This window comes from Sinorhizobium sp. RAC02 (assembly GCF_001713395.1).
Classification (GTDB): domain Bacteria; phylum Pseudomonadota; class Alphaproteobacteria; order Rhizobiales; family Rhizobiaceae; genus Shinella.
The window spans coordinates 489,723-506,345 of sequence record NZ_CP016450.1 but is presented as its reverse complement, the minus strand read 5'-3'; the positions used below and the strand labels follow the sequence as shown (position 1 = coordinate 506,345).

The 16,623-nt window shown below is 64.8% G+C and carries 12 protein-coding genes; 4 read left to right on the top strand and 8 right to left on the bottom strand.

The window, feature by feature from the left end; translation table 11 throughout:
- The first annotated feature begins 14 nt into the window (after positions 1–14).
- A complete protein-coding gene (gene putA / locus BSY16_RS02405; protein WP_069058190.1) occupies positions 15–3,713 on the top strand; it encodes a trifunctional transcriptional regulator/proline dehydrogenase/L-glutamate gamma-semialdehyde dehydrogenase in 3,699 nt (1,232 codons plus the stop codon).
- Between the two features lie 51 nt (positions 3,714–3,764).
- Here the strand turns inward: putA and BSY16_RS02400 are convergent, their stop codons facing one another.
- The 5 genes from BSY16_RS02400 to BSY16_RS02380 form a co-directional block, all read right to left on the bottom strand.
- Positions 3,765–4,565 carry an inositol monophosphatase family protein gene (locus tag BSY16_RS02400; RefSeq protein WP_069061326.1) on the bottom strand — a complete coding sequence of 267 codons (801 nt, stop codon included), beginning with the start codon at positions 4,563–4,565 and terminating at the stop codon, positions 3,765–3,767.
- 29 nt (positions 4,566–4,594) lie between these two features.
- Positions 4,595–5,656 carry an ABC transporter ATP-binding protein gene (locus BSY16_RS02395; protein ID WP_069058189.1) on the bottom strand — a complete coding sequence of 354 codons (1,062 nt, stop codon included), beginning with the start codon at positions 5,654–5,656 and terminating at the stop codon, positions 4,595–4,597.
- Positions 5,653–7,875, bottom strand: a complete 2,223-nt coding sequence (locus BSY16_RS02390) for an ABC transporter permease (RefSeq protein WP_069058188.1) — start codon at positions 7,873–7,875, stop codon at positions 5,653–5,655. Before BSY16_RS02390 ends, BSY16_RS02395 begins: the two co-directional genes overlap by 4 nt.
- A gap of 75 nt (positions 7,876–7,950) precedes the next feature.
- Positions 7,951–8,976, bottom strand: a complete 1,026-nt coding sequence (locus tag BSY16_RS02385; RefSeq protein ID WP_069058187.1) for an ABC transporter substrate-binding protein — start codon at positions 8,974–8,976, stop codon at positions 7,951–7,953.
- 117 nt (positions 8,977–9,093) lie between these two features.
- Positions 9,094–10,116 carry an ABC transporter substrate-binding protein gene (locus tag BSY16_RS02380; protein WP_286157172.1) on the bottom strand — a complete coding sequence of 341 codons (1,023 nt, stop codon included), beginning with the start codon at positions 10,114–10,116 and terminating at the stop codon, positions 9,094–9,096.
- A gap of 221 nt (positions 10,117–10,337) precedes the next feature.
- On the opposite strand from BSY16_RS02380, the gene BSY16_RS02375 reads away from it, so the two are divergent.
- Positions 10,338–11,078, top strand: coding sequence for a response regulator (locus tag BSY16_RS02375; RefSeq protein WP_069058186.1), 741 nt, complete (start codon positions 10,338–10,340; stop codon positions 11,076–11,078).
- Positions 11,075–13,168: a sensor histidine kinase gene (locus tag BSY16_RS02370; protein ID WP_069058185.1), complete on the top strand. Its 2,094-nt coding sequence runs from the start codon at positions 11,075–11,077 to the stop codon at positions 13,166–13,168. Before BSY16_RS02375 ends, BSY16_RS02370 begins: the two co-directional genes overlap by 4 nt.
- Before the next feature lie 54 nt (positions 13,169–13,222).
- Here BSY16_RS02370 and BSY16_RS02365 read toward each other — a convergent pair whose 3' ends face one another.
- A complete protein-coding gene (locus tag BSY16_RS02365; protein WP_069058184.1) occupies positions 13,223–13,729 on the bottom strand; it encodes an NUDIX hydrolase in 507 nt (168 codons plus the stop codon).
- Positions 13,730–13,925: 196 nt separating this feature from the next.
- On the opposite strand from BSY16_RS02365, the gene BSY16_RS02360 reads away from it, so the two are divergent.
- Positions 13,926–14,498, top strand: coding sequence for a dual specificity protein phosphatase family protein (locus tag BSY16_RS02360; protein ID WP_083242810.1), 573 nt, complete (start codon positions 13,926–13,928; stop codon positions 14,496–14,498).
- Between the two features lie 29 nt (positions 14,499–14,527).
- Here BSY16_RS02360 and BSY16_RS02355 read toward each other — a convergent pair whose 3' ends face one another.
- Both BSY16_RS02355 and BSY16_RS02350 read right to left on the bottom strand, forming a co-directional pair.
- Positions 14,528–15,931, bottom strand: coding sequence for a histidine kinase dimerization/phospho-acceptor domain-containing protein (locus BSY16_RS02355; RefSeq protein ID WP_083242809.1), 1,404 nt, complete (start codon positions 15,929–15,931; stop codon positions 14,528–14,530).
- A complete protein-coding gene (locus tag BSY16_RS02350; RefSeq protein ID WP_069058183.1) occupies positions 15,928–16,584 on the bottom strand; it encodes a response regulator transcription factor in 657 nt (218 codons plus the stop codon). Before BSY16_RS02350 ends, BSY16_RS02355 begins: the two co-directional genes overlap by 4 nt.
- Between the last annotated feature and the right edge of the window lie 39 nt (positions 16,585–16,623).

Sequence of the window (16,623 nt, the reverse complement as noted above, 5' to 3'; positions counted from 1 at the left end):
TCATAGGTCCTTCCATGCAGAACCCAGCCTCGCTTCCCGCCACCGACGAAACCCTCATCCCCTTTTCGCATTTCGCCCCGCCGGTACGACCGCAGAGCGACCTGCGCCGGGCGATCACGGCCGCCTATCGCCGTCCCGAGACCGAATGCCTGCCGCCGCTGGTTGCCGCTGCCGGCGTCACCGAGACGCAGCGCTACGACATCCGCGCCACCGCCCGCACGCTGATCGAGGCGCTACGCGCCAAGCACAAGGGCACGGGCGTCGAGGGTCTGGTGCAGGAGTATTCGCTGTCGAGCCAAGAAGGCGTTGCGCTGATGTGCCTTGCCGAAGCGCTGCTGCGCATTCCGGATACGGACACCCGTGACGCCCTGATCCGCGACAAGATTTCCGAGGGGGACTGGACCTCCCATATCGGCGGCGGCAAGTCGCTGTTCGTCAACGCGGCCACTTGGGGCCTCGTCGTCACCGGCAAGCTCACATCCACCGTCAACGACCGCGGTCTTTCCGCCGCGCTGACCCGTCTGATCGCACGCGCTGGCGAGCCGGTGATCCGCCGCGGCGTCGACATGGCGATGCGCATGATGGGCGAGCAGTTCGTCACCGGCGAGACGATCGAGGAAGCGCTGAAGCGCGCCAAGCCGCTGGAAGCCCGGGGTTTCCGCTATTCCTATGACATGCTGGGCGAAGCCGCGACCACCGGCGCCGATGCCGAGCGCTACTACCGCGACTACGAGAAGGCGATCCACGCGATCGGCACCGCATCGGCTGGCCGTGGCATCTATGACGGCCCCGGCATCTCCATCAAACTTTCGGCGCTGCACCCGCGCTACAGCCGCTCGCAGGCCGCGCGCGTCATGGACGAACTGCTGCCCAAGGTGAAGGCGCTCGCGGCGCTCGCCAAGAAATACGACATCGGCCTCAACATCGATGCGGAAGAAGCCGACCGGCTGGAGCTCTCCCTCGATCTGCTCGAAGGCCTCTGCTTCGATGCCGACCTTCAGGGCTGGAGCGGCCTCGGCTTCGTCGTGCAGGCCTATGGCAAGCGGTGCCCCTTCGTGCTCGATTTCATCATCGACCTCGCCCGCCGTTCCGGCCGGCGCGTCATGGTGCGCCTCGTCAAGGGCGCCTACTGGGATGCCGAGATCAAGCGCGCGCAGCTGGACGGCCTTGCGGACTTCCCGGTCTACACGCGAAAGATCCACACCGACGTCGCCTATGTCGCGTGCGCCCGCAAGCTGCTGGCAGCACCGGACGCCGTCTTCCCGCAGTTCGCCACCCACAATGCGCAAAGCCTCGCCACGATCTACCAGCTCGCCGGCCCCGACTTCGCCGTCGGCAAATACGAGTTCCAGTGCCTGCACGGCATGGGCGAGCCGCTCTATGACGAGGTTGTCGGCAAGGACAAGCTCGATCGCCCCTGCCGCATCTACGCGCCGGTCGGCACGCATGAGACGCTGCTGGCCTATCTCGTCCGCCGCCTCCTGGAAAACGGCGCCAACTCCTCCTTCGTCAACCGCATCTCGGACCCGAAGGTCTCCGTCGAATCGCTGATCGCCGACCCGGTCGACATCGTCGCCGCCATGCCGGTGGTCGGCGCGCCGCACGACCAGATCGCGCTGCCGAACGCCCTGTTCGGTAAGTCCCGCGAGAATTCCAAGGGTCTCGACCTTTCCAACGAAGAGACGCTTCACGGCCTGTCCGCCGAACTTGCCGGAACCGCCGCCAGAAAATGGCATGCAGCGCCCCTTCTCGCAGACGGCAAGGCCGGCGGCGAAACGCTCGACGTGCTGAACCCGGCGGACCATCGCGACGTGGTCGGCCGCATCACGCAGGCCAAGGTCGAAGACGCCGAGACCATCGTTGCCGCAGCGGCCGGTCATGTCGCCGCCTGGTCCACCGTTTCGCCGGCCGATCGTGCCGCCTGCCTCGACCGGGCAGCGGACATCATGGAAGGCCGCATCGAGCCGTTGATGGGCATCATCATGCGCGAAGCGGGCAAGTCGGCGGCCAATGCCATCGGCGAGGTCCGCGAGGCCGTCGATTTCCTGCGCTACTACGCCGAACAGGCCCGCCGCACGCTCGGTCCGTCCCACCTACCGCTTGGCCCGATCGTCTGCATCAGCCCGTGGAACTTCCCGCTCGCCATCTTCACCGGCCAGGTCGCAGCCGCCCTCGTTGCCGGCAACCCGGTGCTGGCGAAACCTGCCGAAGAAACGCCGATCATCGCCCATGAGAGCGTGAAGATCCTGCATGAGGCCGGCGTGCCGGTCGGCGCGCTGCAGTTCGTGCCCGGTGATGGCCGCCTCGGTGCCGCCCTCGTCGGCGCGCAAAAGACGGCCGGCGTGATGTTCACCGGCTCAACCGAAGTCGCCCGCCTCATCCAGGTGCAGCTTGCCGAGCGGTTGTCGGCCGGCGGCAAGCCGATCCCGCTGATCGCCGAAACCGGCGGCCAGAACGGCATGATCGTCGATTCCTCGGCACTCGCCGAACAGGTGGTCGCAGACGTCATTGCGTCGGCCTTCGACAGCGCCGGCCAGCGCTGCTCGGCGCTACGCGTGCTCTGCCTGCAGGACGACGTCGCCGACCGCACGCTCACCATGCTGAAGGGCGCCCTGCAGCAGTTGACGCTCGGCCGCACGGACAGCCTGCATGTCGATATCGGCCCGGTCATCACTGCCGAAGCCCGCGACGGGATCGCGAGCCACATCGAGCGCATGCGCGGCCTCGGCAACAAGGTCGAGCAGCTGCCGCTGCCGGCGATTGCCGAACACGGCACGTATGTCGCGCCGACCATCATCGAGATCAAGAAACTCTCCGATCTCCAGCGCGAAGTCTTCGGCCCTGTGCTGCACGTCATCCGCTTCCGTCGCGCGGATCTCGACAAGCTGATCGACGACATCAATGCCTCGGGCTACGGCCTGACCTTCGGCCTACACACGCGCCTCGACGAGACGATCGCGCATGTCACAAGCCGCATCAAGGCGGGCAACCTTTACGTCAACCGCAACATCATCGGCGCGGTCGTCGGGGTCCAGCCGTTCGGCGGACGCGGCCTGTCCGGCACCGGCCCGAAGGCTGGCGGCCCGCTCTATATCGGTCGCCTCGTGCAGAAGGCGCCGGTGCCTCCGCAGCAGGATTCGGTCCACACCGACCCGGCGTTGCGCGACTTCATCACGTGGCTCGACCGCAAGGGCAGGACGGCGGAAGGCGAGACCGCGCGCGGCTTCGCGAACCGCTCGGCCCTTGGCCTGCTGCGCGAACTCGCCGGCCCCGTCGGCGAGCGCAACCTCTACGCCCTGCACCCGCGCGGCCGCATCCTCCTGGTGCCCGAGAGCGAAACCGGATTGCTACGCCAGGTCGCTGCCGCGCTTGCAACCGGCAACGAGATCGCCATCAACGAGGTCGCATCCCTGAAGTCCACGCTGGCGGACCTGCCGACCTCGGTCGCCGCCCGCCTCTCGTGGACCTCCGACTGGGAAAAAGCCGGTCCGTTCGCCGGAGCGCTGGTGGAGGGCAATGCCGAAGCCGTACTCGCCGCCAACCGACGCATCGCCGCGCTCCCCGGCCCGCTGGTGCTGATGCAGGCGGCAACCACCGAGGAACTGGCAACCGACCCGGAAGCCTATTGCCTCAACTGGCTGCTGGAAGAGGTCTCGACCTCCATCAACACCGCCGCCGCCGGCGGCAATGCCAGCCTGATGTCGATCGGCTGATCTCAACCGGTGCAGGCACCCGAACCGGTTGCCTGCACCAATCTCTGCCTCTCAGGCGATCCCTGCGAGTTTTTCGAGATCGGCCCGGGCGCCCGGCCCGCCAGCGACGACCGGTGCACCTTTGGTCAGCAGCTCGCCCTCCGTCGGGAACGGGTGATACCAACCACCTGCCTCCTTCACGAGGCAGTAGCCGGCCAGGCAATCCCAGGCGTGCATGTAGGGCTCGTAATAGCCGACGAGACGGCCGGCAGCGACATAGGCGAGCATCAGCGCGCCGGAGCCGTTGCGCACGAAATTGCCACCCGCCTGAAGCAACTGGCTCACCATGCCAGCCACGAATTCCGGCGCGACATAGCTGTTGGCGCCGATGCCGGTCAGGGCATTCCGGATCGTGCGCGACGGGTCGAGCGTCAGCACCCTGCCGTTGAGCTTGGCGCCCTTGCCGATGGCAGCGGCATAGAGTTCGTTGTGGCAGGGCGCGCCGATGACACCGACGACGGGTACGCCCTCATGCAGCACCGCAATCGAGACGCACCAGTTCGGCATGCCGCTGACGAAGGGCGCAGTACCGTCGATCGGGTCGACGACCCAGGTATAGCCGGAACTGCCGGCGGTGAGGCCGAATTCCTCGCCGAGGAAACCGTCCTCCGGCAGATGGGCCGCAACCCGTTCGCGGATCAGTTTTTCCACATTGCGGTCGGCGATCGAGACGACATCCTGCATGTCGCGCTTGGTTTCGATCACCAGCGTGTCGCGCCGGTTGAAATAGTCGAGCGCCATGGCGCCCGCTTCCTGGGCCAGGGCTTTGGCGAGGGCGAAGCGGGTGTCGAGGGCACTTTCGGGTGACGTCATGCTGATGGTCCTTGCGGTGGTCATGGTCATTAGCTGTTGATGAGCGCGATGCCGCGGCTGCGGAAGCCGAGCGTTGCGTCAGATGCGGCCGGCAGGATACGGTCGACGGCGTCGTCGACGATGAACAGCGTACCGACCTCCGTTTCCACCTCGTATTCGACATGGTCGCCCAAGTAGGCAGAATGCAGGATGCGACCGGCAAGCCCCTCCCCGCGCCCTTCGGACAATGAGACGGCACCGGGGCGCACGGCAAGGCTCGCCGCACCCGGCTTTGCCCTGCCCGCCGGCACGCAATGCTGGAACCCGCCGATGCGGATCTCGGCCTCGCTGCCATTGATACCGATCACCTCGCACGGGATGACATTCGCCTCGCCCATGAAATCGGCGATGAAGGAGGAGGCCGGCTGCTCGTAAAGCTCGCGCGGGGCGCCCGACTGAGCGATCTCGCCATCCTTCATGATGATGATGCGATCGGAGACGGCAAGCGCCTCGTCCTGGTCATGCGTCACATAGACGGCGGTGAAGCCGAGGCGCTGCTGGAGTTCACGGATTTCCGTGCGCACCCGGCGACGCAGGCGCGCATCGAGGTTGGAGAGCGGCTCATCGAGCAGCAGGACCTGCGGTTCCAGCACCAGCGCGCGGGCGACGGCGACGCGCTGCTGCTGGCCGCCGGACAGTTCGGCCGGCAGGCGCTGCCCCATGCCGGCAAGGCCAACCAGAGCCAGCCCTTCCTCCGCCTTCTCCCGCGCTTCCTTGCGAGACAGGCCGGAGGATTCGAGGCCGTAGGCGACATTCTCAAGCGAACTCATATGCGGGAAGAGCGCGTAGGACTGGAACACCATCGAGACGTCGCGCTCGTTGGCCGGCAGCATGGTGACGTCCTTGCCGCCGATGAGGATTTTTCCTGCCGTCGGATGTTCGAGGCCTGCCAGCATGCGCAGCGTCGTCGTCTTGCCGCAGCCCGAGGGGCCGAGCAGGGTGACGAGCGTGCCCGGCTCGATGGTCAGCGACAGGTCTGCAATGGCGGTGAAGGCGCCAAACGTTTTCTTCACGTTCTGGAAGACGACGGAACCGGCTTTCGGGGTGATCATGCGGTTTTCTCCTGACGAAGAGTGGCGGACGGGGTGACACCGGCGACGCGGTTTTCGCGCCGGAGCCGCCGTTCGCCCACGAGAAGCTGGAAGCCGGTGATGACCGTGATCATCACGACGATCAGCATGGAGGAATAGGCGATCGCCACGCCGTATTCGCCATTCTCGACGAGGCCGACGATGTAGGAGGTCGCCATGTTGTATTCGGCGCTGACGAGGAAGATGACCGCGCTGATGGAGGTGATGGCCCGCACGAAGGAATAGACGAGGGCTGCGGTGATGGCGGGACGCAACAGCGGCAGGATGACCTTGCGGATCGTGCGGAAACTGTTGGCGCGCAACGTCAGCGAGGCCTCGTCCAGGCTCTTGTCGAGCTGGCTCATCGCCGCGATGCCGCCGCGCACGCCGACCGGCATGTTGCGGAAAACGAAGCAGGCAATCAGGATCAGCGCCGAGCCGGTCATTTCGAGCGGCGGAAGGTTGAAGGCCATGATGTAGCTGACGCCGATGACCGTGCCGGGGATGGCAAAACTCATCATCAGCGCGAATTCGAAGACGTTCTTGCCGGCGAATTTCTGGCGCACGATGATGTAGGCCGTCAGCAGGCCGACGGCGGCCGTCAGCGGCGCGGAAATCAGCGCGATCTCCATCGTCGTCCAGAACGAGTTCCAGGCAACGCCCGTCCAGGCAATCCCGTTGTCGAAGCTGATCGAGAAGGCCTTGGCGTAGTGGTCGAGGGTCAGCGAATTGTCGAGGCCCCACGTCTTCACGAAGCCGCCGACGAGGATCATGCCGTAGATGACGAGCGTGAAGAGGCCCCACGGAATGACGAGGGCATGCACGCCGATCGAGACACCGCGCGGAAGCGCAATGTGCGCCCCGCTGTCACCCTTGCCTGTCACCGTCGCAAAGCTCTTGCCGGAGAGCCACAGGCGCTGGGCAAGGAAGGCGGAGAGCGTGAAGCACAGGAGGACGGTGGCGAGCACGGCGGCGCGCGAGGGATCGTTCTGCGAGCCGACGACGGCGAAGAAGATTTCCGTCGACAGCACGCCATGGCTGCCGCCGAGCACCAGCGGGTTGCCGAAGTCGGCCATGCTCTCGATAAAGCCGATGAGGAAGGCGTTGGCGAGGCCGGGTTTCATCAGCGGCAGCGAGACGCGCCAGAAGGTGCGCCAGCGGTCGGCGCGCAGGGTCTGCGAAGCCTCCTCCATCGACGGGCTGACGCCCTCGACGACGCCGATCAGCACGAGGAAGGCGATCGGCGTGAAAGACAGCACCTGCGCGATCCAGATACCGGTGAGGCCATAGAGCCAGCGGCCGGGCTCGATGCCGAAGAGATCGGAAAGGCCCTGCGTGATGACGCCGGCGCGGCCGAAGAGCAGGGTCAGCGCAAGACCGATGACGAAGGGCGGCGTGATGATTGGCAGGATGGTCAGCAGGCGCAGACCCTTTTTATAGGGAAAGCGCGTACGCGTGGCGACAAGCGCGAAGGCAAGGCCCAGCAGCGTCGAACCGAGACCCGTCATGATGGCGAGCCAGAGTGTACGCCATGCCACGCCGCAGCGTGCACCGCCGGTGAGGCAACCGAGGCTCCAGATGCCGGGATCCTGCATATTGCGGACGAAATTGTCCGGGTTGAACGACCCGTCGAAATCCTGCACCGCGCCGATGAACATGCTGCCAATCGGGTAGAAGACGAAGACGGCAACGAGGAAGACGAGCAGCGAAATTGCGCTCACGACGAAGGCATCCCCCTTCATCACGCCGCGCTCGGCTAGACCGAAGGCAAAGAGCAATACGAAGCAAACGGCCGACAGGACGGCGCCGGCGCCCATCGACGGCTGGCCATCGGAAAGCGGGCCGAACAGGGTTTCGCTGATCGTCCATACCCAGCCGGTGAAGCTGATGGCAAGGCCCTGCAGCGCGAGGAACAGGACGCCGAGCGCCCCCACCCAGGCCAGCACGGCGCCGCGGCGCATCGGGTCCGCCATGCCGCGGGCCGTGCCGGCGATGAGGAGGAGCAAAGCGGCGATGGCAAGCCACAACCGGCCGTGCACGACGGCCTGCACCAGATTGGGCGCCGCCTCGGAAGAAAAGGGGAAACCGGCGAGCCAGCCGAACCCGTAGAAGCCGCCCTCGATCCGGTACCAGGGCAGAAGGGTCAAAGCGACCGCGCCCAGGATCAGGACCATGTCCAGCCTGCGATTGCCATGCGTCATGGCCGACCTCGCTGTCTTTACTGTTTGTGGAAAAGGCGGCGCCCGGGGAGACGGGCGCCGCCACTCAGGACATCATCAGTTGGCGACGGCGCCGACTTCATGGTCCCAGCGCTCGAGCAGCGCCTTGCGCTTTGCCGGGTCGCCATAGGTCTTGAAGTCGTAGTCGATCAGCTTGATGTCCTCGAAACGCGGCGCTTCCTTCGGGATTTCAGCGCTTTTGTTGGAGGGAAGCTGGAAGGATTTTGCATCCTTCATGCGCGACTGGACGTCCGCGCTCAGCGCCCAGTCGTACCAGATCTTGGCGTTGTCGAGATTGCGCGCGCCCTTGATGATCGACATGGAGCCGATCTCGTAGCCGGTGCCCTCGCAGGGCGTGATCGACTTGACCGGGAAACCTTCCGCCGTCTGCGCCACCGCGTCATGCACGAAGACGATGCCGAGCGCCGTCTCGCCACGCGCCGCCGCCTTGACCGGTGCCGAGCCGGACTTGGTGTATTGCGAGATGTTGTCGTTGAGTTTCTTCAGGTAGTCGAAGGCCTGGTCCTCGCCCATGATCTGCACGAGGGAGGCGAGCGCCGTGTAGGCGGTGCCGGACGAGTTCGGGTTGGCGATCTGGATTTCGCCCTTCAGTTCCGGCGCCAGCAGGTCGGCCCAGCAGACCGGCTCCTTGAAGCCCTTCGACTTGAAGATTCCCGTGTTGTAGCCCCAGCCGAGCGCGCCGGCATAGACGCCGACCGTCTTGTAGCCGGAGCTTTCGGCCTGCTTCTTCGCCCAGTCGTTCAGCTCGTCGAGCTTGGGCGACTTGTATTCCAGCGTCAGGTTTTCGGATGCCGCCTGGAGGTGGGGATCACCCGTGCCGGCCCACCAGATGTCCGTCTTCGGGTTACGGGCTTCCGCGCGCACCTTGGCATAGGTCTCGCCGGACGACAGGCGCACCATGTTCACCTTGATATCGCCGTGCGCTTTCTCGAAATCACCCTTCATCTGCTCGCAGATGACGACATCGGCGGAGCAGATGAGGTTGAGGTCACCGGCCGCCTGTGCCGGCAGGGCGGCAAGCGCCGTACCGGCGAAAAGCATGAGGGAAAGGGTCTTGGTCATGGGGGCATCCTCCTGTTGCCTGGTTTTGGATTTTTGGCGTGGACGCGCCACGGCAAGGCCATCGGCCTGCTTGCGAGCGGCACGTTCACGATTTCGGAATTCGGTTGACGTTGGCGGTCAGTTCGTCGCGGATATCACCGCATCGAACCGTTCGAGCAGCCGACTTCGCTCTTCCGGCGAGCCGAAGGTGGCGAAGTCGTAATCGACCATCTTGATCAGCGAGATATCCGGCGCCGCAAGCGGCAGGGCTGATTTCGCGTTGGACGGCACCTGGTTCTGGCCGGACGCTGCCCCGGTGCCCTGCCCTTCCGGGCTGAGCGCGAAATCGACGAAGCGCTTCGCCTCTTCCGGATGCCGGGCGCCCTTGACGATGCTGACGGCGCCGATCTCGTAGCCGGTGCCCTCGCAGGGCGCGACGATGACCAGCGGCGAGCCCGCCTGCTTCTGCGTGACCGCGTCATGCATGAAGGAAATGCCGATCAACGTTTCGCCGCGCGCCGCAGCCTTCACCGGCGCGGAGCCTGCCGTCGTGTACTGGTCGATATTGCGGTTCAGCGCAGCGAGGAACCGGAAGGCTTCATCCTCGCCGAAAAGCTGCACCAGGGTCGCGAGCGTTGTAAACGCGGTGCCGGAAGAATTCGGATTGCCGCTCTGGATGCGGCCGCGATAGGCGATGTCCGTCAGGTCCTTCCAGCAGGTTGGGGCCGGCAGCTTCAGGTCGCGCAGCAGATCGGCATTGTAGGCAAAGCCCAGCGCGCCCGCATAGATGCCCGCCGAACGGCCGCCGGACATCGCGAAGAAATTCTGCGCCCAGGGCAGCATGTCGCGCTCATGCGCCGGCTGGTAGGGTTCCAGCAGGTCTTCGGATCCGCCCTGCAAATGGGTGTCACCCGTGCCGCCCCACCAGACGTCGACGGTCGGGGCCGCCTTTTCCGCGCGGATCTGGTTGAGGATGTCGCCGGTGCTCTTGCGGGTCATCGCGATGTCGAGGCCGGACTTGGCCTCATAGGCCGTCTTCATCGCGGCGCACCACGCCTCGTCGACACCGCACAGCACGGTGAGCGCCGGCGCGGTCATGCCGGCCGTGGCGGTGCACAGCCACAAAGCCACGCCCGCGCCGAAAGCGGTGATGCCTCTCACGATGTTCCTCCCTTTGGAACGATGAACGTCCCAATCTCCGCAGTCAGGATGTCATATCTGCCGCGCGCCGCAACCCGCAGAATGGTTACCGTTCTTACAGCCTGGAACACCATTGGCATGGCAAAAATGACAAAGATTACAAATGTGACACGTCGCATAACGCGAGGCCGCTTTGAAGATTGTGACAGCGCCTACTATGATGCGTGCGGGAGGACGTGCATGTGTTGAATGAGAGGATACGGATTCTGATCGTCGAGGACGATCCGGATATGGCGGAGCTCATCTCCGACCTGGTGGAGGCGGAAGGCTGGATACCCTTGACCGCCCCCTCGGCGGAAGAGGCGACGGTCGTGCTTGCGCGCGAAACGGTGCATCTGGTGCTCGTCGACCATAACCTGCCCGGCACCTCCGGCCGCACCTTCGCCCAACGCCTTCGCGCGCAAACCAATATCGGCATCGTCATGGTCACGGCGGCAGGTAGCGCTGCAGACCGGGTGCTGGGGCTGGAGACGGCGGCGGACGACTATGTCGTGAAACCCTTCGAGCCGATCGAACTCACGGCACGCATCAAGGCTGTATTGCGCCGGACGATCCCGTCGCTGAAGCCCGAGCGTGAAACTGAGCGCGAGCACGAACCGGCAGCGCTGAAACTCGGCGACTGGTCGGTCGATCTTAAAAAACGCCGCGCCATCTGCCTGAGTGATCCGACCAAGTCTCTCACCAGCGCCGAGTTCGCCCTGCTCGAAATCCTTGCCGAAACGCCGAACATGCCCGTCAGCCGCGCGCACATCCTCGACCGGCTCGGCGCGGAAAGCGAGCGCTACATCGACCGCAATGTCGATGTGCTCGTGCTGCGGCTTCGCCGGAAGATCGAGCGCAATCCGGATCTGCCGCGCCACATCCAGACGCGCCGGAGCAAGGGTTACATGCTGAGCACGGACGAAGGTGAGCTTTCACCGTGATCAGCCGTCCTTTCCTCTCGTCCATCGCCTTCCGGCTGCCCTTCGCGATCGCCTTCATCTGCGTGCTCGTGTTCAGCCTGGCGACCATCGCGGTCTACGGCCTACAGCGCGCGCGAGAGGAAATGGCGGCCTATGGCCTGCAGGCGTTTTCCAGCCTCGCCAAGGCCTCGCTCGTCTCGCGCCAGGTCTCCGACCTCGTATCCAGCGCACCCTTCCTTATGAACGCGACCTCACCCTACCGGGTCTCCAGCGAAAGCCGCGCCGTTGTCGCGCAGGTCGATGCGCTGCTGCGCACCATGCAGCCGGAAAACAAGGAGACGACCGTGAAGGGTTTTTCCGGTGGCCATATCATCGAATTGCTGGAGACGATCCGAACGCAGACGACGACGCTCGCCGGTGATGCGGAAGCTGCCCAGCAGCACAAGGCTGAGGCGGCCGCGGCACTGGGCGAAATCGCCACCGGCAGCGGCATAGCGGACGCGGACTTCCGCCGCCGGCTCAATGGCATCGTGCAATCGGCCTCGAATTCCGACAGCCTCTTCCAGCTCGGCGAGCTGCGCCGCCGCTACGTCGCCGAAACCACGCCCCGCCTCGAACGGGCCGCACCGGATGTGCGGATTTCCTCGGGCGAACTCGTGCCCTACGAGCGTGTCTTCGAGGCGCAGACGCGCTACCTGCTCGAAATGTTTTCCATCCGCGCCGCCGTGGGGCGCCTGCATTCCGTGTCCCGCGATCTCTCGCACGCGACCGAAACGCAGAGCGAAGCCGTCGCCCGGGGCCTCAACGAAGACCTCGTCTCGACCTCCGATGCGCTGAGCCGCCTGCTCGTCATCGTTGCATTCGCCGCGCTGCTCGTGCTGGTCATGGCGATCTTCTCCATCCGCTCCGTCATGCGCGTCTCGCGCGGCATCGTGGCGCTCTCCACCGGCATGAACGCGCTGGCGGAAGGGCGCAAGGATGTCGAGACGCCGAGTTACAAGGGCACGGAAACGGAACTGGTGCGCCTGCTCGAAGCGTTCCGCGCCTTCCGGGAAAGCGTCGAGCGCGTGACACGTCTGCGGCGCACGGCGGAGGCCGCGGCCCGCACCATCCGCTCGACCTTCCGCAGCATGAACGAGGGCATTGCGCTGTTCGATCCGCGCGGCCGGCCGATCACCATGAACCGGCGCGTCATCGAGCTGGTCGGCTGGTCGGGTTCGGCGCGCAAACTGCCTCTCCGCAAATTCGTCACCCCCCTGCCGGAGATCGACCCCGCCCTCCTGCCCGCCGAAAACGATGCCGGCCTGCTTGGCGACCGGTCGGTGATGCGCCATCGCTCAGAAGCGGGCCGGGTGACGGAAGTGTCGCTGTCGCGCCAGCCGGATGGCGGCATCGTGCTTCTGGCGCGCGATGTTACCGACATGGACCGGCAGGAGGCGGAGGCCGCGAAAATCCAGCGCCTCGACGGTATCATGCGCATGACCCACCAGGTTAGCCACGAAGTCGGCAACATGATCGGCATCATCACCGGCAGCCTCGGCCTGCTGGAGCGCGAAACCGGCTTCAACGACCGCCAGAAACGCCACCTCGCCCGCATCCGCAAGGCGGCCGACCGGGGCCGATCGCTTGCCGGCAGCATGCTCTCGATCGGCAGCCAGCAGCCGATCCATCCGGGCGCGGTGGAGATCGGGGCGCTGCTGCGCGGCATGGCCGACGTACTGGAAATCGCCATCGGCGAAAAATGCCGGCTTGCCTTCGAGATCGCCGAGACGCTGCCCACCGTCCTCATCGACGCGGCACTCTTCGAACAATCGATCCTCAATCTCTGCCTCAATGCGGTGGCCGCCATGCCCGCTGGCGGGACAATTCTTGTTCGTTGCGCCGGGAACGATGCCGGCGTCACGGTATCCGTCACCGACAACGGCATCGGCATGTCACCCGAGGCCGTCGACAGGGCGTTCGAACCATATTTCACGACGCGAAATGACGAGGGCGGTGCGGGCCTCGGCCTCGCCGTCGTCTACGGCTTCATGCGCCAAAGCGGCGGCGATGCACGGATCATCTCCACACCGGGTAAGGGAACGACGATAGAATTGGGGTTTCCGGTTTGACGGCGCAGGACGAAGGTCGGCAGATCGAAACCTTCGAAAGTCGCGAATCCAGCTTCAGCGCGGCACGAATTCGACGAGCAGGGATTTGAGTTCGATTTCGCGAACGCGCCGCGCTGCCTCGTCCGGGCTCACCCAGGCAAGCGTCCGCTCGGCCTTCTCCTTGAACCTCTCGGCAACCTCCGACACCTCGATCTGATAGATGTCCACAATACAGGGCGCGACATCGCCGTCGTCCAGCACCTTCAGATAGGTGTAGTGTCCGACCGACGTTTTCTTGATTTTCCCGCGCACACCAGCCTCCTGAAAGGCCTCGATCGCTGCGGCCTGGTGCGGTTTCTTGCCTTTCATCGGCCAGCCCTTGGGGATGATCCAGCGGCCGCTGTCGCGCGAAGTGACCACGAGGATTTGAATGCCGCTGCCATCGGGCAGGTAACGGAAACAAAGGGCCGCATATTGCTGACGAAAGGCGCCTGAAAACAGCTTTTCCGGCGTTGCAGCAAGTTGCTGCAACAAGGTCTTGGGCTTGCGTGTTCGCCCCTTTGCCTTCTGCGTGGCTTTCAAGATTCTTCTTTCCGCAGGCTGTGTCCGGTCGGGACCATTTAGAGCAAACTTCCCTTAGTTCAAAACGGAACGACGGACCTGTCTTTGCTCTGCCCCCCAAGCCGGAGAGAGTGAGGCTTGCGCGCCCTACCGTTCGTTCAGCGCCCTGTCAGGACACACCGTCAAAGAGCGTCCCATAGAAATTGGGTAACGCTCCATGCACACGTTGTTAAAATGGTCCGGTGTTGTGTTCAGCCTGATCGGCCTTGTCCTCGCAGTCTATCTCGTCGCAATCCAGCTCACCGGGAATTTTGCTACGGTTTTGGCTGGCGAGCTTTATCGCTCTAACCAGCCCACCGCTGCCCAGATTGCCGACTATGTCGCAAACTACGGCATCAGGACGATCGTCAACCTGCGCGGCAGCAAACCGAATGCCGCCTGGTATCAGGAAGAAGTCGCCACGGCGCGAGCACTCGGCTTGACCCTTATCGACTTCGATATGTCGGCGAACCGGGAGCTCAGCGTCGATGAGGCGCGCCAGCTGGCGACCCTTCTTCGGGATGCGCCGAAACCGCTGCTCATTCACTGCCGCTCCGGCTCCGATCGCACCGGCCTCGCCTCGGCCATCTATCTCAACCAGGTCGCGAATGTCGACAAGGAGACAGCAGAATGGCAACTTTCCCTTCGTTTCGGGCATATCGGCATTCCATTCGTCTCGCCGGCCTATGCCATGGATGAAAGCTGGGAGCGATTGGAGAAGGCTTTCGGTCGTGCTCAGGAACCTTCGTAAGACCGCTCCCCTGTCGAAGCATTGCCGCCTCAGCGCAAGGCCGAAAACACGATCTCGGCCTGAAATCCGTCCGCCTGTCCGGGAATGGGCGAGGTCAGGATGAGGCTCGCCCGCATCTGCGCAAGCAGCCTGTCGGCGATGGAAAGGCCGAGCCCCGAGCCTGAGGCGAGCGTCCTGCCGCGCGAAAACCGTTTGCGCACGGCGACAAGTTCGGCATCGGACATGCGGGGCGCACCATTGCGGATGCGCACATTGCCGGCCGCCGTGAGGTGGATGTCGACGGGCTCGTCGGGCCGCCCATGCAGAAGCGCGTTTTCGATGAGGTTGCGCAGCACGATGGCAAAGGCGTCCGCGGCACCTTCGCATGTTCGCGATCCGGCGAGATCGCGCGTGAAACGGATACGGTCACCGTCCTCGGACGCGCGCTGGAGGTCGGTGACGACGACGTTGACGACATCCGCGACGTCGAAGGTGGTTTCCGTCACGCCAATGCCAGCTTCGGCACGGGCGAGTTGAAGCAACTTCTCGGTCAGCTTGGTGAGCTTCTGCAGGGACGCTTCGATCTGCCGGGCACGCGCACCCGTGGGCGAATCCTTGAGCTCCGAGAGAAGAAGCTGCGTCTGCGCCAGCGCGCCGGCAATCGGCGTGCGCAGTTCATGCGCGCTGTTCGAGGTGAATTCCCGCTCGGCGGCCAGCACGTCGCGCAGGCGCGCCAAAAGCAGGTTGACCGACCGCAGGATCGGCCGCAGCTCCTGCGGCAGGCTGACCTCCTCGATGGCCGCAAGATTGCCGCCGTCCTTCTCGCCGATCGCCGCACGCAACGTTTCGACCGGCCGCAGCACGCGGTGCACGACAAACCAGACAGCAAGAACCGTGACCGGAACGATGAGCAGGACCGGCAGGAGAAGCGCAAGCGAACCTTCGACCACCGCCTCATGCCGCTCCTGTGCGGAATAGGTCACCTGCACGAAAATCGTCCCGTCGCCCGTCGACGCCGTATAGACACGACCGTCCTCACCCTCGAAAAAACCGACCTTCAGCGGCGCATCGAACGGCTCGCCTGCGGCGGCATGGGAATGCAAGAGCACGCGACCCGTTTTGTCGCGCACCTGATAGGTAAGGTTTCCTTCGCCGGGTTCCGCGCGAAACGAATCGCTGCGTTCCCGCGTGCCGAGATCCTCTTGGTGGCGCAGGTCATCGACCGCGAGCGGCACAAGGCGCTCCGCCGTTTCCTGAAGAGAGCCGTCGAAAATTTCGCCGAACTCGTCGCGCATGACCAGCGCGCCAAAACCCACGGCAACGAGCCAGAGAGCGGTGATGATCACGGTGATCCATAGCATGAGCTGGCCGGCAAGGCTTTTCGGCGTGAAGGCCCCCTGGCGCAACGACGGACGGGGCACGGTTTTCTCCGTCTCCAGATGTTGATCTGTCATCGTCCCAACCTGTAGCCGATCCCGCGCAGCGTCTCGACGCAATCCTTGCCAAGCTTCTTGCGCAGCCGGCTGACATAGACCTCGACCGTGTTGCTCTCGATCTCCGAGCCGAAGGCATACACCGCCTCCTCGATCTCTCCCTTGGAGACGATGGCGTCCGGCCGCGTGGCAAGCCGCGCCAGCACCGCCCATTCGCGGCTGGACAGATCGACCGGCGTGCCGTCCCGCACCACGCGACGATCGGCGAGCTGGATCGTCAGCGGCCCGGCCTCCAGCACAGGGAGCGACCCGCCGGCATAACGCCTGGCGACGGCGAGCATGCGGGCACCGAGTTCACCGAGATTGAACGGCTTGACAAGGTAGTCGTCGGCCCCGCTGTTCAACCCCTCGATCCGGTCGGAAATCTGGTCATGGGCCGTCAGGATGATGATCGGCGTGGCGGCACCCGCACGGCGCAGATCCTTCAGCAGGGTCAGTCCGCTGCCGTCCGGCAGGCGCAGGTCGAGCAGGATCAGGTGGTAATCGACCGTTCCGGTCGCCGCCCGGCCGTCATCGAGCGTCTGCATCCAGTCGACGGCATGGCCAAGCCCGGCCACATAGTCCCGCACCGCCTCGCCCAGAACGGCATCATCCTCGATCAGCAGAATTCTCAAGCCCCGGGCTCTCCGCATTGCAGTGGCTATGCCTGCATG